This is a genomic window from Actinomyces oris (assembly GCF_001929375.1).
GTDB classification, from domain to species: domain Bacteria; phylum Actinomycetota; class Actinomycetes; order Actinomycetales; family Actinomycetaceae; genus Actinomyces; species Actinomyces oris_B.
Genome location: NZ_MSGO01000035.1, coordinates 1 through 24,537 on the forward strand (window position 1 = coordinate 1; position 24,537 = coordinate 24,537).

Consider the following 24,537-nt stretch of genomic DNA (forward strand, 5'->3'; position numbering starts at 1 on the left):
CCGAAGGTCGTGATCTCCATGGCCTTCATCGTCTACACCAACCCCGCCGTGCGCTACCAGACCACCACCATCCTGGGCACTGCGATCGAGGTGGAGTTCACCCCCGTGTCCTACACCTGGAGCTGGGGAGACGGCACCACCACAACCACCACCGACCCCGGAGCCCCCTACCCCAACCAGACGGTGACCCACCGCTACCAGCACACCGCCACCGGCGTGACCACCTCTTTGACCACGACCTGGACCACCAGATACCGCCCCCAAGGCGAGAACCAGTGGCGGCCCATTGAGGGCACCATCACCACCACCGAGACCTCCACCCCCTACGACCTGGTCCGCATCGTCACCTACCTCACCGACGACGCCGAAGAAGCCCAAGGCCACTAACCCCCACACCCCCAGCACACACAACCGGAGAGTAGACCACCAGCTCGCCCTGGGGTGAGTCTCTTTAGCGCCGAGACGGCCAAGGCCTGGCAGTACGGTTCCTTCAACGCGATTTCCTGGGGGCAGGTCAGGCCCCTGGCTCTGGCCGCTGTGGTGCTGCTGATCCAGGTCGTGTGGCTCGTGCGGCCTGCGGGCCTGCTGGAGATGGGCGACGATGCCGCAACCAACCTGGGACTGCGGGTCGGCAGGGTGCGTGGCGCGCTGCTCGGCTACGGCGTCGTGCTGGCGGCGATCTGTGTGGCAACGGCTGGACCGATTGGCTTCATCGCCCTGGCCGCACCACAGCTGGTGCGCCGGTTGAGCCGGTCGGCTGGGATCACGATGATCGCTTCGGCGTCCATGGGAGCGCTGCTGCTGGGCGGGGCTGATTTCCTGGCGCAACGGTCAGATCCCAGTGGGTCTGGTCAGTGCTGCGGTGGGCGGGATCTACCTTGTCTGGCTGCTCATATTCTCATCCGAGCGCGCCGGGAGGACTGGCTGAGGCCGCCGTCGGGCGACCGCCGGAGCCAGGCTGCTGCTCTTTTAAGAACTCGCATCTCCTCACGCATCTCATAGCTCCTCCTTGAGTTTCGTGACTCTTAAGCCGACTCTGAGTCCTTCTGGCGGTCCTGGTCGGTGGCGTGCTCCTTCCTGTACCTTGCGACCCAACTGCCCACGTCTTTGGGCCACAAGATCGTAGGACTCGGTCACCTCCGCTGTGGTGGTCCTCCACAGGCCGCTTCTCGCTCGATCTGTGTCCAGCAGTTCCTATGAGTACTTTGCTGCTGGCATGGTCTCCTCCCATATCTACTCATGGGAAGAAAATCTCCCCAAGTCTGAGAAACGCCAGGCACTCCACATACAGGTTGGCGACGTTAGCGGTGCAGCTCAAGCAGCTGCTCCAGAATGGAGACCACCGCGCCGGGGCGTGAGGGGACGCGGACCGTCTGCCTCCTCGCTCTGACCTCTTTTAGACCGTCCCCGACGATGACACCGATGTCTGCCGCGCGGATCATCGTCACGTCGTTGGCGTCGTTGCCTACCGCGACCCACGTGGAGACGGGCCGGTGGCGAAGGCTCAGTACCTGTCTCATGGCGGCAGTCCTTCCTGTGGTACCCGCCCCTCTCGAGACAGCCGGCTTCTCCTCGCCGGTCGGCAGCCTCATGCAGACGCTTTTGTCCACCCCTGCCGCGCAGACGTCGACAACGCCGTCCTCGTGCGGGTATGCGACGACGCCGTCAAGGCGTAGACCCAGCAAGTCCTGGAGAGTGCCCGCGTGCTCCGGGCCGCCCGTCTCCTGCGCGTCGGCAGCCCTCGTACCCGGACCAGCCGCTCCTTGTAGCGGATCAGTAATGCTCTGCCTGACGATGTCCTGCCCCGCACGGCCCCGGCACCTTTTGCTGACGACCGTCACCTTGAGCACATCCTCAGTCGGTACCTGCGTCGGGTCGGTGCACCACGTACCATCCGGGTAGTCCCGCATGTGCTCCAGGCCGTCCCAGAGGCCCGGTTCCGTTTCGGAATCTTGGTTGCCCCTTCGCTGGGTCTCCTTCTCCGCCGTTGTTCCTGGAGACGCAGCGAAATCTGAGACCGCTGCAGACGCCTCCCCTGACCGCGGCTCTGCGACAGGGTCATGCCCCGCCAGTGCAGTGAAAGAGTGGCCCCGGTCCACGTAGAGGGGCATGCCCGCGCGGAAGGCGGCGTCCACGACGGCGCGGACGTGATCCGCCCTCATGGGATAGCGCCTCTCCTTGTCTCCTAGGCGCAAGAGAGCCCCGTTGAGGCAGACCGAGCCTTCCAGGCAGGTCACGGCGTCTCCTAGTACCTCGGCCATTCCTCGGGGTGCACGCGAGGTCGCCACGATGACCGATATGTCCTCACGTCCCGCGGCCCGCCTGAGAAAGGGGGCCAGCCGGGGATCGGCGACTCCGCCGAAGACGACGGTCCCGTCCAGGTCTGTCACCACGCCCACCGGGCTGCTCAGCATTGGCCACGCATCTTTGCAATATCAGGAATAACCCTGCTCTGAAAGGTTGACCCATCACCTGGCGAGCAGGTCACGGGGACCCACTCTACGGCCTCGATCTCAGAGCGAGGGACCGGGTCGCCCACAATATCGCACATGTAGACGAATAGGGTGATCATCCGGCTCCGGTCGAAGATGGAGACATCATCATAAGTACCGAAGTAAGTGGCCGACACCAACGAGACCCCGAGCTCCTCATCAAGCTCGCGGCCGAGGCAGGCGACATGCGACTCCCCTCTCTCCAGTTTGCCTCCAGGAGAAATGAGGGTAGTCGTACCACGCTTGCGGACAAGCAGCACGCTGTCTCCGCGGAGAACGACCGCAGCGCACTTGACAACTGACGGACTCTCTCTCATGTCACGCCTATCAAATTGCACCCGCTCCCTCCCTTCTTGAGCGGCGAATGTAGTGCATGTTGAGGCCGACGATCGCCCCAATGACCACCGACCCACCCACGAGCGAAGCCGCCCCGGGATTCTCACGGAAGAACAGCCACACCCACACCGGGCCCAGCACTGTCTCCGCCAACACGAAGATTGCCACATGGTGCACGGGCAGGAGCTTCGGCCCAACGGATAAGCAGACCAGACCGACCGGCATGACCACGAAGCCCTCGGCTACCAGAGGCAGCCATGAGGAGGACTCGTCAGGAACCTTGACCCCGTGCAGAAGGGCGGCGGCGGTGAGTGCGCACAGCGCCCCACCGACCGCTGTGGTGAGGAAGGGGCTGGAGCGGCGTTTGGAGGAGCACACGAAGCCGCCGCTCATCGACACGGCAGCCAGCAGGGCCAGCAGTTCCCCCCGGCCTGCGGCGCTGGACAGCTGTGAAGCGAAGATGATCATCATACCGGCCAGCGACGCCAGGATCGCCAGGACCGTCGGCCGGTCGATACTGGCCCGGAGAAATACTCGTCCCAGAATTGCTGACCATACCGGCATGGTCGCCATGATAAAGAGCGTGTTAGCGGCGGAAGTGCTCTCGATGGAATACACGAATGCCACTGATGCTATCCCGAACATCAGCCCGTTACCCCAGGCAGCCCACTCGTTGTCCCAGCGTTGCTTTACCCCAGCAACGTGGCAGACCACTGCCGCCAGCACCATGGCAGCGCATATCAGCACACCGCGCCACAACGACAACACCCCGGCCGGCTGGTCTACAGCGCGGATGAGGGCTGCATCAAAAGACATGACCAGGACCCCGCCGAGCACCACCACCGCACCCCGGACGTATCGGTTATCTAGCATTCCCGACATCTGATCAGTCCCTCCAGATCACGGCAGAAGGCTTCAGTAGCATCGACCCAGGAATCATCCTTGCACCCCAGCCTCGAGATTTCATCGTTGAGGTGGTGAAAGTGGGGTGAAGGTGTCGCTTCGCCTGGAATAATGCGGGTTGCTGAGATCCGAGAACTCCAGGGGAAGGACACCTTCGTGGTGAAGAATAGCGGGTTGTATCCGGTTGTGGGTGTGGAGTCCGGGGATGTTCCTGCGGTGGGGCTGGCCGGGGCGAGGCTGCTGAACGAGACGAGCAGGGTCACGGGCCTGGGCGACGAGCTCTCGTAGGTCCTGTCTGCGTGGCGGCGGTCGTGGGCGGTGCACGATCCGGGCAAGATCATTTTGGATCTGGCGGTGTGCGTGGTCCTGGGAGGTCGGTGCCTGTCTGACCTTTCGCTGCTGCGGTGCGGCAAGGAGGTCTTCGGGCCTGTTGCCTCTGACCCGACGGTCTCGCGACTTGTGGGGGCCCTGGCCGACCACGTCGAGGCTGTCGAGGCCGCCGAGGCTGGGCCCGCAGGACAGTGAGACAGCGGGTGTGGGACCTGGCCGGCGAGCACTCACCAACGGCTGGAATCAGTGCTGAGCGTCCGTTGGTGATCGACGTCGACGCCACCCTGGTGGGCGTCCACTCAGACAAATGAGGGTGCGGCCCCGACCTTCAAGAAGGGGTTTGGCTACCACCCGCTGACCGCGTGGTTCGACCACGGCCCCGATGGTGGGGGTGAGTGCGCGGCGCTCGTGCTGCGTCCTGGAAACGCGGGCTCGAACACTGCCGCCGACCACGTCGAGATCATCCGCCGGGCACTGGACCAGGCCGGGCTCGGCCCCAGACCCGGTAGAAAGGTGCTGGTGCGCATCGACGGGGCCGGAGGCACGAAGGAGACCATTGAGCTCCTGGCCCGCCGCCCGGGTGTCCTACAGCGTGGGGTTCACGCTTCCCGAGCACACGCCGCAGATCCACGGGCACCATCCCCGAGACTGCCTGGGCCCCGGCCTACAACGCTGACGGACAGCCCAGGCAGGGTGCGGACGTCGCTGAGACCCGCCGACCTGGTGGACCTGACCGCTTGGCCCAAGGGGATGCGGGTCAACCGTGCGCCGAGAGCGGCCCCACCAGGGCGCCCAGCTGCGCTTCGAGGACGTGGGCGGCTACCGGCTGACCGCCTTCGCCACCAGCACGAGGGTGGGTCAGCTCGCCGATCTCGAGGTGCGAGCCTGTTCAATGGTTTGTGTAAGCCCTTGTGGAAGGACTGACACTGATGACTGCTACTGATGATGACAACAGGGCTCCTGCTGGTGGGCGGGATGTGGTCGACCGGCTGCGCTCGGCTGGGGCTCTGGATGGCTTGTTCGAGCAGATTGATGCCGGCCAGGTGAGCATGACCGGGGCTGATGGCCTGCTTCCAGCCCTGGTCAAGGAGGCCCTGGAGAGGGGCCTGGCCGCTGAGCTGACCGAGCACCTGGGCTACGACAAGGGCGAGCCGACCTCCCAGGCACGCGGCAACGCCAGGAACGGGACCACGTCCAAGACGGTGGACTCTGAGGTGGGGCTCTTCGAGATCGAGGTGCCCCGGGACCGGGCCGGGACCTTCACCCCGCGCCTGGTGCGCAAAGGTCAGCGCCGCCTGGACGGGCTCGATGCGATGATCATCAGCCTGTACGCCGGTGGAATGACGGTGCGCGACATTCAGCACCACCTGGCCTCCACGCTCAGCGTGGAGCTGTCCGCGGGGACCATTTCGAGGATCACCGACGCGGTAGCCGATGCTGTCCTGGAGTGGCAGCGCCGCCCGCTGGAGGAGTTCTACCCGGTGATCTACCACAGGCGCGATCCGGGCCGATGGTCCGCGTCAATCACCGGGTCGCCTCCCGCTCGGCCCATATCGCGGTCGGGGCGGGGCATGGACGGTATCAAGCACGTGGCTTAAGTATCTGGGTCCAGGCCGAGGAGGGAGCCTCCTTCTGGGCACATGTGTGCGCCGAGCTGGCCAACAGAGGCGTGAGCGACGTGCTGAACGTAGAGGGGGCACCTCCCGCACGGGAGCGAAGCGCGCGGGGGAATGCGACGGGCTCACCGGCCTTCCCGAGGCGATCGAGGCGACCTGGCCCCAGGCCACGGTCCAGACCTGCGTGGTCCACCTGATCCGAGCCTCGATGCGGTTCGTGTCCTACGGGGACCGCCGGAAGGTCGCGGCCGCTCTCAAGACCGTTTACACCGCCCCGAACCAGGAGGCCGCCTGGCAGGCTCTGACCGACTTCTCTGAGTCCGATATGGGGGTCAAGTATCCCCAGACGGTGGCGACCTGGGAGCGGGCCTGGGAGCGGTTCATCCCGTTCCTGGACTTCCCGCCGATGCTCAGGCGCGTCATCTCTCCCCCACTTCGTGGGAGGTACCCCCTCCACCAACACGATCGAGACTGCGAGCTACCAGCTGCGCAAGGATCACCGATGAACCGCGGCCACTTCCCCTCCGATGAGGCGGTGGTCAAGCTGCCGAAAGCTGGCGATCTGCGACATCGAGGACAAACGAGCCCGAGAACGCGACAAGGAGAAAGGACTGCCAGCATCCAAGCGCAGGGCCAAGGGCAAGCTCGTCGAAGGACAGATCACCACCGACTGGAACAAGGCCCTGGCCCAGCTCACCACCGCCTACCCCGACCGAATCAACCCCTACCTGTAAAACGCTTACACAGAAAACTGGACAGGCCCTCAGGTCCTGCAGGCCGGCCTGAAGCAGACGACGGAAGACGTCATCATGCGCCAGGTCCGGGTCGGACAGGACTTCCTGAATCAGGACGGACACGGCAGACTGGTCACTGGGCATCGTGGGAGCACTCCTGGTGAATCTTGGTCGAGAATCCGGGTCCCACGATGCCTCTCTGTGTTCTCAGGCAGCTACACCGGCCAGGGAAGCCCCGCAGGAATTGCCACCACACTAAGAGACCCACCCCACACAGTCGCGCCTTAGACCGTCGAGCTCGCCGAGTGGTGTCACTGTGGGCGACTTTTAAGAGCACCCCTAGCCAATGACCATCGAGTTATCGCGCATATGTGCTGGTCAGAGCAGTACAGGCTCGAGCACGGCAGCAGATGAACACCCCAAAAGTCGCCATTCGTGACACCAAGGCCCTCTGATGTCGCGGTCAAGGCCGGCCAGACACCCAGGCCCTCATGCCGCCCTCAAGGTTGAGGAGCCGGCCGGTGTAGCCCGCAGCCTTCAGCGCCTCGATCGCGCGGGCCGAGCGCACCCCAGCGGCGCACACGACCACGGTCGGGCGATCCCCATCCAGCTCGTCCATCCGTGCCACGACCTCACGCAATGGAATGTGCAGAGAGCCTTCCATCGGCTCGAGCGCCACCTCAACATCCTCACGCACATCCAGAAGCGCCGGCGGCTCGGTGCTCTCCAGGAGCCTCCTCAGCTCGGCCGCAGAGACAGTGCCCACTTCCGCCTCAGGCTCCAGGGCCTCACCACCTTCCTGAGTCCGGGAGGACGCGGCGGGACCAGGCTCGGAAAGCCCGGCCTGCCGGCGGGACTCACCCCCGGAGCCGAGTTCCTGAGGCTGCGCCTCGGCGCCAGGATCCCGGGGGATTACGCAGGCATCAGTCTCCGTGACCAGCGTCGTGATAGTCGGGTTCTCCCCGCACACCGGGCAGGCCGGGTTCTTCGCCACCGGAATCTCCCACAGGCGCGCCCCCCAGGCGTCGAGCATCGCCAGTCTCCCCAGTAGCGGTTGTCCGCCGCCGATCACCAGCTTGAGCGCCTCGGCTGCCTGCATCGTCCCGATGATCCCGGGCAGCACCCCCAGTACCCCGGCCTCCGCACAGGAGGGCACCGATCCTGCGGGCGGCGGAGTGGGGTGCAGGCATCGGTAGCACGGGCCCCGGCACGCGTCGAAAACCCCCACCTGCCCGTTGAACCCCAGCACCGCCCCGTGCACCAGCGGCATCCCCAGCATGACGGCGGCGTCATTGACCAGGTACCGCGTGGGGAAGTTGTCCGTGCCGTCGATGACCACGTCCCAGCCGCCCAGCAGGTCTCGGGCATTGTCCGCCGTTAACCGAGTCCGGTGGGCAACGACCTCAACATCGGGGTTGAGTGCCCTGATCGTCTCGGCCGCCGAGTCCACCTTGGGGCGCCCCACGGCCGCCGTGGCATGGATGACCTGTCGCTGCAGGTTGGAGACATCGACGTCGTCGTCATCAATGATCCCGATCGTCCCCACCCCGGCGGCCGCCAGGTACAGGGCCGCCGGTGCCCCGAGCCCGCCGGCACCGATGAGCAGGATCCGGGACGCGCGAATGCGCTGCTGCCCCGCAAGCCCCACCTGCGGCACGAGGGCATTGCGGTGGTAGCGCTCCAGCTCATCGCGGCTCAGCGGCCGCAGACGCTCCTCGGCGATCACCGATCCGCAGACGCCAACGCGATCGCTTCCCTCAACAGTGCTCACTATGCCTCCCTCATCCTCGCCCGGTTCTTCTTCCAACGCCTCAGTGCCGCGGCCCTCAACCTCGGCGGGCCAGGATACGCACCTGCACCGCCTTGATGACGCAGCAGACCTCCCGGCCCTCGGTAATGCCGAGCTCGGCCACGGCTCCCGCGGTGACCGCCGCCGACAGCCGCTGCCCCTCCTCCAGCTCCAGGCGCACACTCACCAGCGCCCCGGAGCGCTCCAGACCCGTCACCCGGCCGGTCAGGACGTTGCGGGGACTGCCGTGTGGAGCCTGCCGGTAGAGGGCGACGGCGTCGGGCGGCACCAGAGCGACACCGGGGACTCCCCGCTGGAAGACCTCACCCTGATCCTCCCGGCTACCCTGGCCGCTCTGTGCACCGGTCCCAGCGTCGGCCGGCTCCTCCTGGGGACGTCCGTGAACGACCTGCCCCGACGGCAGCCGCAGCCCCGGAGCCTCGGCGTCACCGTCGATGACCCCGGTGAGCACCGCTGTCCCCGTCAGGTGGGCGACGAAGTCTGAACGTGGCGCGGACAGGACCCTCGCCGTCGGCCCCTGCTCCACCACCCGGCCCCGGTCCAGGACGACGACGTCCTCGGCCAGTGCCGTCAGGTCCAGGACATCATGAGTCACCAGCAGCAGCGTCAGCCCCTTCTCGGCGCATCGACGCGCCACCAGGCGGCGCATCTCCTGACGGGCGGTGATGTCCAGGGCGGCCATCGGCTCATCCAGGACCAGCAGGCGGGGCCCCGTCGCCAGCGCCCGGGCCAGCGCCACCCGGGCCGCCTGCCCTCCCGAGAGCGCGCTTCCCGGGCGGGAGGCCAGATGATCGGCCCCGACGGCGGCCAGCTCGGCTCGGGCCCGACGCGTCGCCTCCGCTCGGCCCACCCCCTGGCAGCGCAGTGCGAAGACCACGTTGCCCAGCACCGACATATGGGTGAAGACCCCCGGGTCCTGGCTGAGCAGCGCCACCTGACGGCGCCCGGCGCGCACGAAACCCCCGGGGCCGTCCAGGACTCGTCCGCCGAGCACCACCCGGCCGTCCTCGGCGTCCAGCAGCCCAGCCACCACGGAGCAGACCGTCGACTTGCCCGAGCCGTTTGGGCCGATGAGCGCCACCGTGCGCCCAGCCTCCACCTCCAGGTCGACGACGACGTCGCGCGCCCCCAGGTCGAAGGCGACCTGCAGGGCCTGGCCGCGCCTGGAGTCCCCGGCCGGTGCGGCGGGGCGGGTGTCCATGGGGGCCGTGATGGCGCCGTCGGACTCAGCTGAGGGGGAGGACTCAGCGGACGGCATGGGCAGGGAAGCCTCATCGGCCCTATTCTCGGGGGCACGGCGCAATGGGGCGGCCAGACGGGACCAGTCCACGGTGGTCGCTCCGACGATGAGGAAGGACAGGCCGATGAGCACGGCGGCCAGGGCCAAGGAGGTGGCCGTGTCCTTCTCCCGCTCCAGGTAGATGGCCAACGGCATCGTGCGGGTGACGCCCTCCTTGGAGCCCGCGAAGGCGATGGTCGCCCCGAACTCGCCCAGGCTCCGGCCCAGGGCCAGGGCCGTGCCCCGAGCCAGAGCCGGTGTCGCCAGCGGCAGCGTCACCTGCGCCAGAACCCTCCACGGGCCGGCCCCGAGGCTCCGGGCGGTGACTTCCGCCCGCTTGTCGCGGCTGCGCAGCGCCGCCTCCAGGGTGACCACCAGGAAAGGCATGGAGACGAACACCTGGGCGATGACCACCGCGGTGGTGGAGAAGGCGATGGGCACCCCCCACTCCTTCAGGTGCGTCCCCAGCAGGCCGCGGTTCCCCAACGTGGACAACAGCGCGATACCGGCCACCACCGGCGGCATCGTCATCGGCAGCACCGTGAGGATCCGCGCGATCCTCACCCCCGGCCAGCTGCGGGCCAGCAGCAGCGCCAGCGGCACTCCCAGCACCACGCAGATGACCGTGGAGGTCAGGCAGGTGCGGATCGAGAGCCACAGGGCGGCCTGCGCCGACGGCGTCGCCAGCAGCTGGGGCAGCTGCCCCCAGGACACGCGCGTCCCCATACCCACCAGGGGCAGGACGATCGCGCAGCCCCCCAGGATCGCCAGGACAGTGACGAGCACCGGCAGGGGGGAGCGAGAGGCCCGCCCACGCCCCAGGAGGGCGCGGACGGGCCGCCGTACCGGCTGCTGCTCGGAGCGCGCAGCGGGGGACATCTGGTTCACAGACTCATGTGTACCAGGCCAGCGAGTCAGACCAGCGAGCCGTCACGGAGCAGTGGTTTGCGCGGTGGGCTTGTTCGCCTCCGGTGCGGAGGATCCCTCATCGGTCGTGGCCTGGGACGGGGCGGTGCTGGCCCCGGTGCTGGCTGCGGCGGTGCCCCCGGTGCTGGAGCTCGCCCCAGCACTCGCCCCGGCAGCGGTGCCACCGGGCTTGCCGAAGCCGTGCTTGGCCAGGATCTCCTGGCCGGCCTTGCCGGTGACGGCGTCGATGAAGGCCTGGGCGCCCGCAGGGTTCTCGGGCTCGGCCGTCTGGGCGATCGGGTAGTGGTTGACGACGCCGCCGTCGGGGATGTCGATCTTGTCCGCCTTGTCCTTGGCGGCCGCGGCGTCAGTGGTGTAGACGATGCCGGCGTCGGCCTCACCGGACTCGACCTTGCCGCGCACATCGGTCACCTTCTGCTCCTCAGAGACCGGGTTGAGGGTGATTCCCCGGGCTTCGGCGAGCTTCTTGGTGGCCTCGCCGCAGGGCACCTCGGGGGCGCAGATGACCAGGTCGGCACCGTCCAGCGACGAGTCCAGCCCAGTGATCCTCTTGGGGTTGCCCTTGGGGACGATGAGGGTCAGGACGTTGGTGGCGAACTCGGTCTGGCTGCCGACCAGCTTCTGGTCGGCAGCGGTCTTCATCGTGGAGTTGTTGGCCGTGGCCAGGACGTCGGCGCTGTTGCCGCCCGCCAGGGAGGCCACCAGGTCCTGGGAGCCCTGGAAGTCGAAGGTGACGTCCAGGCCGGGGTTGTCCTTCTCCACGGTCTTCTCGATCTCCTCGAAGGCCTTCTGGAGGGAGGCCGCGGCCAGGACCGTGACCTTGCCGGTGGCCTTCCCCGCGCCGCCCGAGGCGCTCGAGGAGGCGGCGCCAGTGGAGCTGTTGGAGGCGGAGCCGCCGCAGGCGGCCAGACAGACGGCGGAGAGCAGGCTGACGGCGGCGATGGCCGCGCGGCGGGAGATGCCCACTGCGTGTCCTTTCATGACGGCTCGGGCGGCCGGTTCAGGCACCCTGGGAGGGAGTGACGTCGTTGGCCCCCTGGTTGCCGGTGCCCTGGGTCCGCACCGGGGTCCAGCCGCGGGAGGTCTGAGCGGTGGAGGTGGCGCCCTCGCGCGAACGGTAGACCACGTAGGGGCGGGTCACGTAGCCCACGGGCGCGGAGACCACGTGGACCAGGCGGGTGAAGGGCCAGATCGCCAGGAGCAGGAAGCCGGCGATGACGTGGAGCTTGAAGGAGAGCGGCACGTCGGCCATGAGCTCGGGGCGCGGCTGGAGGACCAGCACCGAGCGCAGCCAGGGGCTGATCGTCTCGCGGTAGTCGTAGCCGTGGGCGTCGGCGAGCTGGTTGAGGACAGTGGCCGCCGTTCCCAGCAGGACCGGGACGATGAGGAAGCAGTACATGACCAGGTCGTTGCGGGTGGTGGCCAGGCGCACGCTCTTGACGACGATGCGTCGGTAGATGAGCCCGGCCAGGCCCACGATCGTCAGGATGGCCGCGAAGGATCCCAGGTAGGTGGCGCCCAGGTGGTACATGTGCTGGGAGATGCCCAGCATCTCGGTGACGTCCTTGGGCACCAGGAGCCCGACGACGTGACCACCCATCACCATGAGGAAGCCCAGGTGGAACAGGGGGGAGGCCAGGCGCAGGATGCGGGACTCGTTCCACTGCGAGGAGCGGGAGGTCCAGCCGAACTGGTCGGTGCGCCACCGCCAGATCATGCCTGCCACCAGCAGCACCAGGCTGGCGTAGGGCAGGGCCACCCACATGAGGTTCTGCTGAATCGGGCTCATGTCATGCTCTCCTGGCTGCTCGTGAAGGGGGAAGGATCGGCGACTGGTGCCAAGCCCGGCACGGCGGGTGCACCGGACAGGCTCGGGTTGCGCACGGGAATGGTCGGGAAGGGCAGGGTGTCGGTGACACCGACGGTCTCGGTGGGCGGTCCGGCCGCCACGAGGGCGCGCACGCGCTCGGCGGTGGCCTCGTCGATCTGCGGAAGGGTCATCGAGACGGCCTCCACCAGCCCCGCGTAGGGGGAGGCGGCGTCGGCCAGGGCGCTGCGCAGCACCTCGATGCCCTCGGGTGGGAGGACAGGAGCGTGCCGGCCACCTCGTCGCCGCTGCGCGCGGACAGCTCGAGGACCACCGGCAGGTAGTCGGGCAGCTCGTCAGCGGCCATCTCGTAGCCGGCCGCCGCCAGCGCCTGCTTGAAGGCCAGCAGCGCGGCGCCCCGGTGCCGGGTGTCGCCCACCGTGTAGTACGTCAGGTACAGGCAGCAGCGCCGACGTCGATCGAAGACCTCCACGTAGTGCTCGGCCATGGCCCGCTCGCCGCGGCGCCGCGCCTGAGCGATGAACTCCTCCAGGAGGACGGCCACCTCCGCCGGCAGCGTGGCCAGCTCGGCCTCGACGGCGTTCAGGCGCATCTCCAGAGCGCCCTCGGCCGGGTAGTCCAGCAGCAGCGAGGCCGCCATGTGCACGGTGGCTCGCTGGGAGGGCGTCAGGTGCACCTCGGCGGGCTCTTGAAGAACCCGGGGGGCGCGGACGAAGGAGACCATCTCAGAGCTCCCTGGGGGCCGTGACCGCGGGGCCGGTCGAGGTGGCCCGGGCCGAGGAGTCGGCCGCCCGGGTCTGCCCCACCGGCTCAGGCACACCGACCTGCGGGATGCCCGGGCCGGCGGCAGGCACCGGCTCGCGGCGCACGGTCGGCAGCGGCAGGCTCACCGGGCCGCCGCTCATAGCTCCGCCACCGCCCTGGCCGTGGAAGGAGGCGACGTCGGGGTGGCATCCGGCCGGGGCGCCCTCACCCAGGAGGGTCTTGACGTCGTTGCCCATGGACGCCATGCCACGGGGGACCTCGGGCTTGGCGGTGGGGATGACGTAGCGGTCGTCGTACTTGGCGATGGCCAGCAGCCGGTACATGGCCTCCAGCTTTTTGCCGTCCAGGCCCACGGCGGCGGCGATGGCCGGGTCGGGCTCGCGGCCCAGACGCACGTCGCGCATGTGGGAGCGCATCGCGGCCAGGCGCCGCAGCACGAGCTCGACCGTGTTGGTCTCGCCGGCCGTGAACAGGCCCGCCAGGTACTCCAGCGGGATGCGCATGTCGGAGACGGCCGTGAGCAGCACCTTGTAGTTCTCGCCGTCCAGGCCTGCGGCCGCCACCTCGTCAACGACCGGCGAGAGCGGCGGGATGTACCAGACCATCGGCATGGTGCGGTACTCGGGGTGCAGGGGCAGAGCCACCTCGTAGGTGTCGATGAGGTCCCAGACGGGGGAGGCCTGGGCCGCCTCGATCCAGTTGTCCGGCACGCCCTCGGCGCGCGCGCCCGCCACGACCTCGGGGTCGTGGGGGTTGAGGAGGATCTCGCGCTGGGCCATGTAGAGGTCCTGCGGGTCCTTGACGGCGGCGGCCTGCGAGACGCGATCGGCGTCGTAGAGGAGGACGCCCAGGTAGCGCAGGCGGCCCACGCAGGTCTCCGAGCACACGGTGGGCTCGCCGACCTCCAGGCGCGGGTAGCACAGGGTGCACTTCTCGGCCTTGCCGGTGGCGTGGTTGAAGTAGACCTTCTTGTAGGGGCAGGCCGACACGCACATGCGCCAGCCGCGGCAGGCGTCCTGGTCCACCAGGACGATGCCGTCCTCGGTGCGCTTGTACATGGCGCCCGACGGGCAGGCGGACACGCAGGTGGGGTTGAGGCAGTGCTCGCAGATGCGCGGCAGGTAGAACATGAAGGCCGACTCGATGTCGGTGCGCACCTTCGTGCTCATCGCCTCGATGATCGGGTCCTGCTGGAGGGTCTCCAGGGAGCCGCCCAGGTCGTCATCCCAGTTGGGGCCCCACTTGATGGTGGGCATGTACTCGCCGGTCAGCTGGCTCTTGGCTCGCGCCACCGGAAGCGCCGGGGAGTCCTTGGGGGCCGAGAGCAGCTTGTCGTACTCGTAGGTCCACGGCTCGTAGTAGTCCTCGACCGTGGGCATCTCCGGGTTGGCGAAGATGTTGGCCAGGCGGCGCAGGCGCCCGCCCGAGCGGGGCCGCAGGCGGCCCGAGGCCGTGCGCTCCCAGCCGCCGCGCCAGGTGTCCTGGTCCTCCCACCCCCTGGGGTAGCCGACACCGGGGCGGGTCTCGACGTTGTTGAACCACATGTACTCGGTGCCCTCGCGGTTGGTCCAGGCCTGCTTGCAGGTCACTGAACAGGTGTGGCAGCCGATGCACTTGTCGAGGTTCATCACCATTGCGATCTGGGCCATGACCTTCATCAGAACGTCACCTCCTGGTTGCTGCGGCGACGGATAAGCGTGACCTCGTCGCGGTTGTTGCCCGTGGGGCCGATGTAGTTGAAGGCGTAGGACAGCTGCCCGTAGCCGCCTGCGAAGTGGCTGGGCTTGAGCACGATCCGGGTCAGGGAGTTATGCGTCCCGCCACGCCTGCCGCTGGACTCGGTCAGCGGGGTGTTCATGGTGCGCTCCTGGGCGTGGTGCATGAAGACCATGCCCTCGGGGATGCGGTGGGAGACGACGGCGCGCGCCGCCACGATGCCGTTGCGGTTGTAGGCCTCGACCCACTCGTTGTCCTTGACACCGATCTTGTCGGCGTCCTGGGGGCTCATCCAGATGGTCTGGCCCCCGCGTCCCAGCGTGAGCATGTGCAGGTTGTCGAAGTACTGCGAGTGGATCGCCCACTTGTTGTGCGCGGTGATGTAGCGCACCGCGACCTGCGCCGTGCCCGCCTGGCTCGTGGACACCGAGCCCGGCGCGGCCTCCCCGTACAGGGCGTGGAAGTCCAGCGGTGGCCGGAAGACCGGCAGGGACTCGCCCATGTCCCGCATCCAGTCGTGGTCGAGGTAGTAGTGCATGCGGCCGGTCAGGGTGTGCCAGGGCTTGGCGTGCTCCACGTTGACCACGAAGGCCGAGTAGCGCCGCCCGCCGTGCTCGGAGCCGGACCACTCCGGGGAGGTGATGACTCCCTGGGGCTTGACCTGGGTATCGGCGAAGGAGATGAGCTTGCCGGCCTCCTCCTGGCTGAGCTCGACCAGCGGGGTGCCGGTGCGCTTGGACAGCGTGTCCCAGCCCTCGGTGGAGATGCGCCCGTTGGTGGTGCCCGACAGCGCCAGGATCGCGTCGGCGGCGCGAATGTCGGTGTCGAGCAGCGGCCGGCCGGCGGCCTCGCCGTCGGAGGAGACCCCGTGGTTGCGGGCCAGGCGCTCCACCTCCGGGCCCGGCTTGAGCATGATGCCCTTGCAGGGCAGGCCCAGCTTCTCGGCCAGGGGGCCCAGGGCGTCGAACTTGGCCCGGATCTGGGTGTAGTCGCGCTGGGTGGGCACCAGCTTGGGCATCGTCACTCCCGGCACCCACTCCTGGGGGAGGGAGGACACGTCACCGTGCGCCATCGTCAGGGCGTCGGGGGTGTCGTGGGTCAGGGGCGCGGCGACGACGTCGGTCTGGGTGCCCAGGTAGCGCGGCGCCCAGGCGGAGATGAGCCCGGCCAGGGTCTGGAAGACCTGGAAGTCGGTGCGCGCCTCCCAGGGCGGGTCGATGGCCGCGTTGAAGGAGTGAACGAAGGGGTGCATGTCGGTCGAGGAGATGTCGTGCTTCTCGTACCAGGTGGCCGCCGGCAGGACGACGTCGGAGTGCAGGGTGGTGGAGGTGTTGCGGAAGTCCGCGGTCCACATGAGGTCGAGCTTGCCCACGGGGGCCTCGTCGCGCCAGGTCACCGAGGCGGGACGCTGCTCGGGCGGAGGCTCGATGGTGTTGACGTCGTTGTCCGCACCCACCATGTGGCGCAGGAAGAACTCCGTGCCCTTGGCCGAGCTGCCCAGCAGGTTCGTGCGCCACGAGCACAGGATGCGCGGGAAGTTCTCGGGGGCGTCGGGGTCCTCGCAGGCGAAGCGCAGCTCACCGGAGCGCAGCTGCTCGACGACGTAGTCCTTGGGGTCCATGCCCGCCTCGGCGGCCTGCTGACCCAGGAGCAGCGGGCTGCGGTTGAAGGTCGGGTAGGACGGCGTCCACCCGCGCTTCATGGCCTCGACCATGGCGTCGGTGGTCGTCTTGCCCGCCAGGGTGCCGGGCCCTAGTGGAGAGGCCAGGCGCTCGGCGGAGGTGACGTCGTAGCGCCACTGGTCGGTGGTGATGTACCAGAAGCCGGTGGAGATCATCTGCCGGGCCGGGCGGTGCCAGTCCAGGGCGAAGGCGTACTGCTGGAAGCCGCTGAGCGGGCGGACCTTCTCCTGACCCACGTAGTGGGCCCAGCCGCCGCCGTTGACGCCCTGGGTGGCGCACATGGAGGTCAGCGCCAGGATCGTCCGGTAGATCTGGTCGGCGTGGTAGTAGTGGTTGATGCCCGCGCCCATGACGATCTGGGAGCGGCCACCGGACTCCACGGCGTTGAGGGCGAAGTCGCGCGCCACCTGGATGATGGCGGGCCCGGGAACACCGGTGATCTCACTGGCCCAGGCGGGAGTGCCCGGGATGGTGGCGTCCTGGTAGTCCACGGGCCACTCGCCCGGCATGGAGGGGCGCTCGACGGCGTACTGGGCCAGGAGCAGGTCGTAGACGGTGGTGACCAGGCGGTCCCCGATGCGGGTGACCGGCACGCCGCGGCGCACGACGCCGCCGCCCACGGATCCCTCGGGGGTGGAGGAGCCGGGCAGGTCGAAGCGGGGCAGGAGGACCTCGGCGGCCTGGACCTGGGGGCCCTCGCCGTGCAGGTCCAGGATGCTCATGACCGGGTCGAGCCCTTCCATGAGCAGGTTCCACTTGCCCTCGCCCTCGGGGGTGAAGCGGTCGGCCAGGGTCCCGCCGGGGTCGGCCGGGCCGCGCTGGCGGTCCCACACGAGGGGACGGAACTCGTTCTTCGGGGCGCCGGTGGCGACGCCGTTGACGTCGGAGGCCGTCACGAAGCGGCCGGGCACGTAGCTGGTGCCGTCGGGGGAGGGCTCCAGGCCGATGAGGAAGGGGGAGTCGGTGTGACGGCGCATGTAGTCCAGGAAGAAGGGCTCCTCGCGCTTGACGTGGAACTCGGAGAGGATGACGTGCCCCATCGCCTGGGCCAGGGCGCCGTCGGTACCCGGGGCCACGCGCAGCCACTGGTCGGCGAACTTGGTGTTGTCGGCGTAGTCGGGGGAGACGGCCACGACCTTCTGCCCGTGGTAGCGGGCCTCGGTCATGAAGTGGGCGTCCGGGGTTCGGGTCAGCGGCAGGTTGGAGCCCCACATCATGAGGTACTGGGCGTTGTACCAGTCGCCGGCCTCGGGGACGTCGGTCTGGTCCCCGAAGACCTGCGGTGAGGCCGGAGGCAGGTCGGCGTACCAGTCGTAGAAGGAGAGCATCGTGGCGCCGATGAGCTCGTGGAGGCGGGCGCCGGAGCCGTAGGAGACCTGGGACATGGCCGGGATGACGGTGAAGCCGGCGATCCGGTCCGGGCCCCAGGCGCGGATGGTGTGGACGTAGGCGGCCGCGACGATCTCCATGGCCTCGTCCCAGCCCACGCGCACCATGCCGCCCTTGCCTCGGGCCGACTTGTAGGCCTTGGCGGTGGCCGGGTCACCGGTGACCTGCGCCCAGGCGGCGACCGGGTCGCCGTCGTTGTCGGCCTTCGCGGCGCGGAAGGCGTCCAGCAGGACCGAGCGCACGTAGGGGTAGCGGATGCGCGTGGGGGAGTAGGTGTACCAGGAGAAGGCCGCACCGCGCGGGCAGCCGCGGGGCTCGTACTCGGGCATGTCCGGACCCGTGGTGGGGTAGTCGGTGATCTGCTTCTCCCAGGTGATGATGCCGTCGGAGACGTAGACCTCCCAGGCGCACGACCCGGTGCAGTTGACCCCGTGGGTGGAGTGGACCATCTTGTCGTGGCTCCACCGGTGCCGGTAGAAGGTGTCGGCCTCGCGCCCTCCGGTCAGGAACAGGCGGCGGGCGTCGGCAGAGGCCTGTCCTCGACGCAGGTACGAGCCCAGCGTGAGCAGTCCGGGGGCGTTCTCGACCTGCTGATCGGGGCCGGGGACGATCCCGGGGCCGGTGGTTTGGGAGCCGGTGGTGCTCATCAATGGTCCTTTGCTCCGTGAAGCTGACGGGTTTTAGTGGTTGGTGACGAATGGTGGCCCGGAGCCGGTGGGGACGGGCCCTGGGTGGCTCTGGCTGCTCCCGGCGGAGGCGACCACGATGCTGGCCGCGTCCGCCGTCGAGCTGGTCAGTCGGTGGTGGGCGGCGACCCCGACGGACTGGTCCCGACCGGGGCCGGATGGGCGGATCAGCCCGGACGCTTGGCGCCCGGCTTGGCGTAGCGGATCCAGCAGATGACGGCGCACACGACGCAGAAGACGGCGCAGCCGTAGAAGAAGACGTGCGTTGGCATGAGGGTCAGGGCGATACCGACCAGGAAGGGGCCGAGCGAGGCCACGGCGGCGGTGAAGCCGATGGCGCCGCCGGCCTGACGCTTGGGCATGATCATCGGCATCTGCTTGAAGGTCGAGGCGTTGCCGACGCCGGCGAAGAAGAACATGGCCAGCAGCGCCACCATGAAGATGGTGAAGTCGGCCGGGTCGTCCGCGGCGGCCACCAGGTAGCCGCACCAGGCCATCGTGACGGCCATGCCGACGGCGGAGACGAAGGTCCAGATGGCTCCGCCGAAGCGGTCGCACAGGGGACCCCAGGCGAAGCGCAGGAAGGAGCCGATGAGGGTGCCGATGAAGGCGTAGGAGGCTCCCTGGGGCAGGTCGGCCTTGGCGAAGTGCCCGGCCAGGTCGGAGGCGGCGCCGTAGTTGTTGTTGATGATGTTGGCGGTCTGGGCGGCGAACCCGGAGAAGACGCCGAAGGTCATGATGTACAGGACCGTCATGAGCCAGGTGTCGAGGTTGCCGAAGATGTCCATCTGCTCCTTGATGTTGGCCTTGAGCGGGACGTCCTTGATGTAGCGGAAGGTCAGGAAGGCCGCGATGAGGGACCAGGGCAGGAAGAAGACGGTGGCGTTGACGACCATGGGGGCGCCCTCGTGGTGGGGGGCGACCCAGGTCAGCCCGAACAGGCTGATGCTCATGAGGAAGGGGGCGGCGAGCTGGATGATGCTCATGCCCATGTTGCCCAGTCCTCCCTGCAGGCCCAGGGCGGTGCCGGCCAGGCGCTTGGGGAAGTAGAAGCCGGTCGAGGGCATGTAGCCGGAGAAGGTGGCGGCCCCGATACCGCAGGCGAAGGACAGGGCGAGCAGGACGCCGAAGGAGGTGTTGTGGTTCTGCACCGCGAAGAACCAGCCGAGCATCGGCAGGATGTAGAGCAGCGAGGACCAGCCGATCATCTTGCGGGCGCCGATGGTGGCGGGCAGGAACATGTAGATCAGACGCAGCGCGGCGCAGGACAGCCCCGGCATCGAGGTGATCCAGTAGATCTGGTTCTTGGTCAGGTGGAAGCCGATGTCGTTGAGCCTGGGGGCCACCGCGCTGGGCAGGAACCAGACGGTGAAGCCGAGCATGAGGGAGAAAGTGGTGATGGCCAGAGTGGTCCAGGCGATCTTCGCGGACCAGTTCTCCGGCTCCTCGGGGTTCCAGCCTGTGAGGACGCGACCGGAGGTGTCGAGCGTGGACATAGGGCTCCTGCTGTGATGTGGGGCTCGGTCTGCTGGGCGACAGCGCCCTGGACCTGAGACTGTTTGGACAATGTCGGTGAAAGCTCGTGGACTCGCACCACCTTCCATGATGCATTGACCTGCTCGGACCTTCACGCAAGGGACGAATGTCCGAGCAATACGAGGTGAAACCGACATCTAGGAGGTGACGAAGGGCGGTGAATTAGATTAAATGATGGTTGCCTAATTGAGGTTACCGGCTGGATCGGGACGTGTTTCCCTTGAAACACCGGGCGGGAGGCGGAGACCCCTGATTGGGGTGTACGCGGACTACGGTGGCCCCATGAGTGAGACCCCCATCGTCCAGAAGGGCCTCGTGCCCCTCCCTGAGCCCGTCAAGGGCTCCGTCATCACCGTCTCCGACCGCTGTGTCAGCGGCGAGCGCGAGGACCTCTCCGGTCCGCTGGCCCAGCGCCTTCTGGCTGAGCACGACGTCGTCGTCGAGAAGGTGGACCTCGTGCCCGACGGCGTTGAGCCGGTGCGTGAGGCGATCAGGCGGGCGGTGGCCGGCGGTGCCCGGGTGGTCCTGACCACGGGCGGCACCGGCGTCACCCCGCGCGACCTCACCCCGGAGGCCACGGCTCCCCTGCTGACCACCCGCCTGGAGGGAATCGAGGCCCAGATCCGTGCCCACGGGCTGACCAAGACCCCGCTGGCCGGTCTGTCCCGCGGCCTGGTGGGAGTGACCTCCCGCGGCGCTGAGGGCGCCCTGGTCGTCAACGCCCCCGGCTCGCGCGGCGGGGTCAAGGACACCGTCGCCGTCGTCGGCCCCCTGGTGCCCCACGTCCTGGAGCAGCTCGGTGGCGGAGACCACTGAGCGCCGCTGAATGCCACTGAGCGAGGTGGCCTGAGTGGGACCGCTATCCGCAGCGGTCCGAGTCCCAGGCGCGGACCTCGGCCCAGGTGTCCAGATCCCGCACGACGTCGTGGGGCGTGGGGATGGCCGTGACGTGGAGCGGCCCGAGGGCCCGGCGCACGGCCGTGTCCCGCAGAGGCATGCCGTCCGGGGTGACGGCCGCGGTCAGTGCCCGGCGGCGGTAGAGGCCCAGCAGGTACTGGGTGTGGTCGCCGTCGCGGGCGCAGGCGCCGTCCAGCTCCGGCCCCGCCTCCGCAAGCGCCCGGTACAGGGAAGGTAGCGCCCGCCAGGACAAGGGCGCGTCGCAGGTGAGGATCCCGGTGAGCCCCGCAACCGGATCGCTCCCGCCCAGGAGCTCCAGCCCGGCCGCGATCCCGGCGACCGGCCCTCCCAGGGGAGGGTTCTCCAACGCCCGCAGGACGTCGCCGGGCAGCGCGACCTCCGCCGGGGCGACGACGCACACGCGCCCGAGCGCGAGGCCCTGTTCGCGCAGCCGCTCCAAGCCGGCCAGGACGTGGTCGAGCAGACGCAGCCCCCGGGCGACGACGTCGGGCTTGGAGACTCCGTCCAACCGCCTGCCTGTACCGCCGGCCAGCACAATGACGTCGGCGACCTCGGCCGCGTCCGCGGTGCTCACGGCGGTGCGGGCCGTCTGATCAGGACTCGTCACCGCGGTCACCGCGCACCCAGTCCCCTGAGCGTCCCCCGGACTTGGCCACCACCCTGGCCTCGCGCAGCTCGATGTCGCGGTCCACTCCCTTGACCATGTCGACGATCGCCAGTCCCGCCACGGTGGCGGCGGTGAGGGCCTCCATCTCCACCCCTGTGCGGTCGGCCGTGCGCACCGTGGTCTCGATACGCACGCCGCCGTCGACGATCTCCAGATCCACGCGCGCCCCGTGCACGCCGATGACGTGCGCCAGGGGGAGGAGCTCGGGGACCTTCTTCGTCGCCGCGATCCCGGCCACGCGGGCCACGGCGAGCACGTCGCCCTTGGGGACCGAGCCCCCGCGCAGGGCGTCCACGATCGCCTCCGAGCAGGCCACGAAGGCGGTGGCGCGGGCCTCGCGCACGGTCGGGATCTTGGCGGTGACATCCACCATGTAGGCGGCGCCCGCCTCATCCAGGTGGGTGAGGGTGATCTCGGGGCGGGTAGTCATAAAAGGCTCCTTCACTGGGGCGTGGGATCGTGCGTCGCGGATGCGCTCGTGGCTTTCACCGGTGGCCTTCAGGGGGCGGCCGGTGGGTTCTACGAGGCGGACAGCGGGATGAGGGGCAGCTCGTCGCCGACCTCGACCGCCTCGACCTCGGCGGCCACCACCGCCAGGGCCTGCGCGGCCGGCAGCGAGGCCACCAGGTGCGAGCCGGAGCCCAGCCGGTGGGTGGGCGTCACCCAGGGGAGGCCCGCACCGTCGTCGAGGCCGGAACTGACTCCGGAGCCGGTGGGTGCCTCGGTGAAGCGCACCGGCACGTGCTGGCGCCGTCCCGGCGGGGTCCGCCAGCCCACCGCCGCGCGCGCCGTCAGGCCAGGCCGCCCCGGAAGCGGCTCGGCGCCGCCTGCCGCGTCCTGCCCGGCCAGACGGGCCAGCGCCGGGGCCACGATCGTGGTGAAGGACACCAGGACGCTCACCGGGTTGCCCGGCAGGCAGATGATCGGCACCCGCCGGCCGCTGTCGGCGAGCACCCAGCCGTGCCCCTGGGGCTTGCCCGGCTGCATGGCCACCTTGACGAAGTCCAGGTGCACCGGGGCCTCCTCGCCCCGCTGCGCCTGCGCCAGCATCGTCAGTGGGTCGAAGGCGCCCGCGGACACGCCCCCGGAGGTGACGATGAGGTCGGCGCCGGCAGCGGCCTGCCGCAGCACCTCAGCCAGGGCATCGGCCGTGTCGCCGCTGCGGGCCACGCTCGTGCACGCGGCCCCCTGCTCGGCGACCAGCCCGGCCAGCAGCAGGGAGTTGGAGTCGGGGATCGTTCCGGGTTCCAGCGCCTGGCCGGCGTCACGCAGCTCGGCTCCGGTGGAGACCACCGCCACGCGCACCTGCGGCCGCACCAGCACGGAGCCGAGCCCCACGGAGGCCAGGGCGGAGATGGCCGTCGCGGACAGCCTCGTCCCCGCCGCCATGACCGGGTCGCCCGCGGCCACGTCCTCCCCGGCACAGCGCACGTTGAGACCCGAGCTGGCCGCCGCGCGGATCTCGACGCGCTGGGGAACCGGGTGCGGGCCGGGAGCCTGGTCGGTGTCCTCCACCTTGACCACGGCGTTAGCGCCCTCGGGCAGCATCGCCCCGGTCATGATCCGCTGCGCGGTTCCCTCCGCGAGGGGGCGCGGGGCGGCGCCGGCCGGGACGTCCCCGCTCACCGGCAGAACCACGGGCGTTTGCGGGCAGGCGCCGGTCGTGTCCTTCGCGCGCACCGCGTAACCGTCCATCGCCGAGTTCGTCCACGGCGGCACCGGCACGGCGGCGGTCACGTCCTCGGCCAGCACCCGGCCGTGCGCCCGCCCCAGTGGCATACGGCCGCCCTCCAAGGGGGACAGGGCCTCCAACACCTGGGAGACGTAATCCTCCAGGGGGATCATCTGCGCCATAGCGGTCCTTCCTTTGGCAGGTGCCCCGGCGGGTGTCGACCTCAGGGCGGAGGGGTGCGGGCGGGTCGGTGCCCGAACATCCGGGGCCTATCATGCCCGTTCAGCCGGTTGCGCCCACCTGGGTATGCTCGCGGCCGACCACCCGATCACGCCCAGCCCGCCGCCCAGATCGAGGAGACCCCGTGACGCCCAGCCCCGACCAGCACAGCCGGCCGCTCCCGGCTCCCGCGGCCCGCGTGGTACGCGCCGAGGTCACCGAGGCCCCCATCAGCGTTGCCGAGCTCGCCGACGCCGTCCAGGACGCGGCCGCCGGCGCCGTCGTCACCTTCGAGGGCGTGGTCCGCAACCATGACGCCGAGCGCGCCGTCACCGGCATCGGCTACTCCTGTCACCCCACAGCCGGCCAGGTCGTCGAGCAGATCGCCCAGGACGTGGCCCAGCGGGGTCGGGTGCGCGCCCTGGGCGTCGTCCACCGCGTCGGCGACCTGAGCGTCGGGGAGGCGGCGCTCGCGGTCGCCGTCAGCTCCGACCACCGTGCCGAGGCCTTCGCCGTGTGCAGCCAGATCGTCGAGGAGGTCAAGGAGCGCCTGCCCGTGTGGAAGCGCCAGACCTTCACCGACGGCTCGAGCCAGTGGAGCAACATCGCCTGACTTCTTGTCGCCGAGCCGGGCATTTCTCGCGTAGCCGGGCGGAAAAACGGTCGGGCTACGCGAGAAATGCCCGGCTCGATGCGGGAGCGGTGAGACTCACCCGCCGGCGAAGGGCGGGAGCACGTCGACGGCGTCGCCGTCGGCCAGGGGCGTGAGCGAGTCCGCCGGGGTGGAGACGGAGTTGACCAGGAAGCTGCAGATCGGGATGACCCGCGCCATCTCCAGGTCCCGTCCGGAGAGCTGCTCGCGCAGAGCCGCCAGCGTTGTGCCGGCGGGCAGGTCCAGGCGCTCCTCGGGGCGGCCGGCGGCCTCGGCGGCCGCGGCGAAGTAGCGCAGGGTCACAGAGATCTGCGCCTGACCCGCGTGCGCGCCCGCCTGGGGGGACATCTTGGGAGAGGGACTCATCGTGGGGGCTCCTG

At 69.2% G+C, this 24,537-nt stretch carries 17 protein-coding genes and 7 pseudogenes; 9 read left to right on the forward strand and 15 right to left on the reverse strand.

The window, feature by feature from the left end:
• Positions 1 to 387: pseudogene (locus tag BKH32_RS07740) on the forward strand (zinc transporter); the annotation flags it as partial.
• Between the two features lie 57 nt (positions 388 to 444).
• Positions 445 to 928 (forward strand): annotated as a pseudogene (locus BKH32_RS07745) (iron chelate uptake ABC transporter family permease subunit); the annotation flags it as partial.
• Between the two features lie 373 nt (positions 929 to 1,301).
• Here BKH32_RS07745 and BKH32_RS07750 read toward each other — a convergent pair.
• The 3 genes from BKH32_RS07750 to BKH32_RS07760 are packed head-to-tail and all read right to left on the reverse strand — an operon-like array spanning position 1,302 to position 3,710.
• Positions 1,302 to 2,414 carry an HAD hydrolase family protein gene (locus tag BKH32_RS07750; protein WP_075249405.1) on the reverse strand — a complete coding sequence of 371 codons (1,113 nt, stop codon included), beginning with the start codon at positions 2,412 to 2,414 and terminating at the stop codon, positions 1,302 to 1,304.
• Positions 2,408 to 2,809, reverse strand: coding sequence for an NUDIX hydrolase (locus tag BKH32_RS07755; protein ID WP_075249406.1), 402 nt, complete (start codon positions 2,807 to 2,809; stop codon positions 2,408 to 2,410). Before BKH32_RS07755 ends, BKH32_RS07750 begins: the two co-directional genes overlap by 7 nt.
• 10 nt (positions 2,810 to 2,819) lie before the next feature.
• Positions 2,820 to 3,710, reverse strand: coding sequence for a DMT family transporter (locus tag BKH32_RS07760; protein ID WP_075249407.1), 891 nt, complete (start codon positions 3,708 to 3,710; stop codon positions 2,820 to 2,822).
• A gap of 177 nt (positions 3,711 to 3,887) precedes the next feature.
• Here BKH32_RS07760 and BKH32_RS14440 point away from each other — a divergent pair, with 177 nt between their 5' ends.
• The 5 genes and pseudogenes from BKH32_RS14440 to BKH32_RS14750 form a co-directional block, all read left to right on the forward strand.
• Complete coding sequence (locus BKH32_RS14440; protein ID WP_256691343.1) at positions 3,888 to 4,019, forward strand: hypothetical protein; 132 nt, start codon at positions 3,888 to 3,890, stop codon at positions 4,017 to 4,019.
• 369 nt (positions 4,020 to 4,388) lie between these two features.
• A pseudogene (locus BKH32_RS14735) lies at positions 4,389 to 4,985 on the forward strand (IS1380 family transposase); the annotation flags it as partial.
• 125 nt (positions 4,986 to 5,110) lie between these two features.
• Positions 5,111 to 5,491: pseudogene (locus BKH32_RS14740) on the forward strand (transposase); the annotation flags it as partial.
• Between the two features lie 80 nt (positions 5,492 to 5,571).
• A pseudogene (locus tag BKH32_RS14745) lies at positions 5,572 to 5,685 on the forward strand (hypothetical protein); the annotation flags it as partial.
• A 9-nt stretch (positions 5,686 to 5,694) separates the two neighbouring features.
• A pseudogene (locus BKH32_RS14750) lies at positions 5,695 to 6,411 on the forward strand (transposase); the annotation flags it as partial.
• Positions 6,412 to 6,874: 463 nt separating this feature from the next.
• Here BKH32_RS14750 and moeB read toward each other — a convergent pair.
• The 8 genes and pseudogenes from moeB to BKH32_RS07820 all read right to left on the reverse strand — a co-directional run bounded on the left by moeB (position 6,875) and on the right by BKH32_RS07820 (position 19,989).
• The gene (moeB, locus tag BKH32_RS07785) at positions 6,875 to 8,182 is read right to left on the reverse strand and encodes a molybdopterin-synthase adenylyltransferase MoeB (protein ID WP_075249410.1); all 1,308 of its coding nucleotides are present in this window, start codon (positions 8,180 to 8,182) and stop codon (positions 6,875 to 6,877) included.
• A 55-nt stretch (positions 8,183 to 8,237) separates the two neighbouring features.
• A complete protein-coding gene (locus BKH32_RS07790; protein WP_075249411.1) occupies positions 8,238 to 10,388 on the reverse strand; it encodes an ABC transporter permease in 2,151 nt (716 codons plus the stop codon).
• A gap of 42 nt (positions 10,389 to 10,430) precedes the next feature.
• The gene (gene modA, locus BKH32_RS07795) at positions 10,431 to 11,393 is read right to left on the reverse strand and encodes a molybdate ABC transporter substrate-binding protein (RefSeq protein WP_075249412.1); all 963 of its coding nucleotides are present in this window, start codon (positions 11,391 to 11,393) and stop codon (positions 10,431 to 10,433) included.
• Positions 11,394 to 11,427: 34 nt separating this feature from the next.
• Positions 11,428 to 12,216: a respiratory nitrate reductase subunit gamma gene (narI, locus tag BKH32_RS07800; protein WP_075249413.1), complete on the reverse strand. Its 789-nt coding sequence runs from the start codon at positions 12,214 to 12,216 to the stop codon at positions 11,428 to 11,430.
• A 1-nt stretch (position 12,217) separates the two neighbouring features.
• Positions 12,218 to 12,979: pseudogene (narJ, locus tag BKH32_RS07805) on the reverse strand (nitrate reductase molybdenum cofactor assembly chaperone).
• A gap of 1 nt (position 12,980) precedes the next feature.
• The gene (gene narH, locus BKH32_RS07810) at positions 12,981 to 14,678 is read right to left on the reverse strand and encodes a nitrate reductase subunit beta (protein WP_075249414.1); all 1,698 of its coding nucleotides are present in this window, start codon (positions 14,676 to 14,678) and stop codon (positions 12,981 to 12,983) included.
• Complete coding sequence (locus BKH32_RS07815) at positions 14,678 to 18,454, reverse strand: nitrate reductase subunit alpha (RefSeq protein ID WP_075249415.1); 3,777 nt, start codon at positions 18,452 to 18,454, stop codon at positions 14,678 to 14,680. The genes narH and BKH32_RS07815 overlap by 1 nt, the downstream gene beginning before the upstream one ends.
• A gap of 206 nt (positions 18,455 to 18,660) precedes the next feature.
• Positions 18,661 to 19,989, reverse strand: coding sequence for an MFS transporter (locus BKH32_RS07820; protein ID WP_075249416.1), 1,329 nt, complete (start codon positions 19,987 to 19,989; stop codon positions 18,661 to 18,663).
• A 322-nt stretch (positions 19,990 to 20,311) separates the two neighbouring features.
• Between BKH32_RS07820 and BKH32_RS07825 the strand changes: the two genes are divergently transcribed.
• The gene (locus BKH32_RS07825; RefSeq protein WP_075249417.1) at positions 20,312 to 20,845 is read left to right on the forward strand and encodes a MogA/MoaB family molybdenum cofactor biosynthesis protein; all 534 of its coding nucleotides are present in this window, start codon (positions 20,312 to 20,314) and stop codon (positions 20,843 to 20,845) included.
• A 43-nt stretch (positions 20,846 to 20,888) separates the two neighbouring features.
• Here BKH32_RS07825 and mobA read toward each other — a convergent pair whose 3' ends face one another.
• From mobA to BKH32_RS07840, 3 genes are all read right to left on the reverse strand, one after another.
• Positions 20,889 to 21,554 carry a molybdenum cofactor guanylyltransferase gene (gene mobA / locus BKH32_RS07830; RefSeq protein WP_081376747.1) on the reverse strand — a complete coding sequence of 222 codons (666 nt, stop codon included), beginning with the start codon at positions 21,552 to 21,554 and terminating at the stop codon, positions 20,889 to 20,891.
• Entirely contained in the window at positions 21,541 to 22,044 is a 504-nt protein-coding gene (moaC, locus tag BKH32_RS07835; RefSeq protein WP_075249418.1) for a cyclic pyranopterin monophosphate synthase MoaC, read from the reverse strand. The genes mobA and moaC overlap by 14 nt, the downstream gene beginning before the upstream one ends.
• An 89-nt stretch (positions 22,045 to 22,133) precedes the next feature.
• The gene (locus BKH32_RS07840) at positions 22,134 to 23,468 is read right to left on the reverse strand and encodes a molybdopterin molybdotransferase MoeA (RefSeq protein WP_081376746.1); all 1,335 of its coding nucleotides are present in this window, start codon (positions 23,466 to 23,468) and stop codon (positions 22,134 to 22,136) included.
• 182 nt (positions 23,469 to 23,650) lie between these two features.
• Here BKH32_RS07840 and BKH32_RS07845 point away from each other — a divergent pair, with 182 nt between their 5' ends.
• Entirely contained in the window at positions 23,651 to 24,118 is a 468-nt protein-coding gene (locus BKH32_RS07845; protein ID WP_252862851.1) for a molybdenum cofactor biosynthesis protein MoaE, read from the forward strand.
• A 96-nt stretch (positions 24,119 to 24,214) separates the two neighbouring features.
• Here BKH32_RS07845 and BKH32_RS07850 read toward each other — a convergent pair whose 3' ends face one another.
• Entirely contained in the window at positions 24,215 to 24,523 is a 309-nt protein-coding gene (locus tag BKH32_RS07850; RefSeq protein WP_143222768.1) for a MoaD/ThiS family protein, read from the reverse strand.
• Between the last annotated feature and the right edge of the window lie 14 nt (positions 24,524 to 24,537).

Excerpts from the sequence above, each read along its gene's own strand:
- narH (WP_075249414.1), bottom strand. The coding sequence starts at position 14,678 with ATGAAGGTCATGGCCCAGATCGCAATGGTGATGAACCTCGACAAGTGC.
- BKH32_RS07760 (WP_075249407.1), bottom strand. The coding sequence starts at position 3,710 with ATGTCGGGAATGCTAGATAACCGATACGTCCGGGGTGCGGTGGTGGTG.
- BKH32_RS07840 (WP_081376746.1), bottom strand. The coding sequence starts at position 23,468 with ATGGCGCAGATGATCCCCCTGGAGGATTACGTCTCCCAGGTGTTGGAG.
- BKH32_RS07815 (WP_075249415.1), bottom strand. The coding sequence starts at position 18,454 with ATGAGCACCACCGGCTCCCAAACCACCGGCCCCGGGATCGTCCCCGGC.
- BKH32_RS07820 (WP_075249416.1), bottom strand. The coding sequence starts at position 19,989 with ATGTCCACGCTCGACACCTCCGGTCGCGTCCTCACAGGCTGGAACCCC.
- moaC (WP_075249418.1), bottom strand. The coding sequence starts at position 22,044 with ATGACTACCCGCCCCGAGATCACCCTCACCCACCTGGATGAGGCGGGC.
- BKH32_RS07750 (WP_075249405.1), bottom strand. The coding sequence starts at position 2,414 with ATGCTGAGCAGCCCGGTGGGCGTGGTGACAGACCTGGACGGGACCGTC.
- BKH32_RS07755 (WP_075249406.1), bottom strand. The coding sequence starts at position 2,809 with ATGAGAGAGAGTCCGTCAGTTGTCAAGTGCGCTGCGGTCGTTCTCCGC.
- BKH32_RS07850 (WP_143222768.1), bottom strand. The coding sequence starts at position 24,523 with ATGAGTCCCTCTCCCAAGATGTCCCCCCAGGCGGGCGCGCACGCGGGT.
- BKH32_RS07825 (WP_075249417.1), top strand. The coding sequence starts at position 20,312 with ATGAGTGAGACCCCCATCGTCCAGAAGGGCCTCGTGCCCCTCCCTGAG.
- narI (WP_075249413.1), bottom strand. The coding sequence starts at position 12,216 with ATGAGCCCGATTCAGCAGAACCTCATGTGGGTGGCCCTGCCCTACGCC.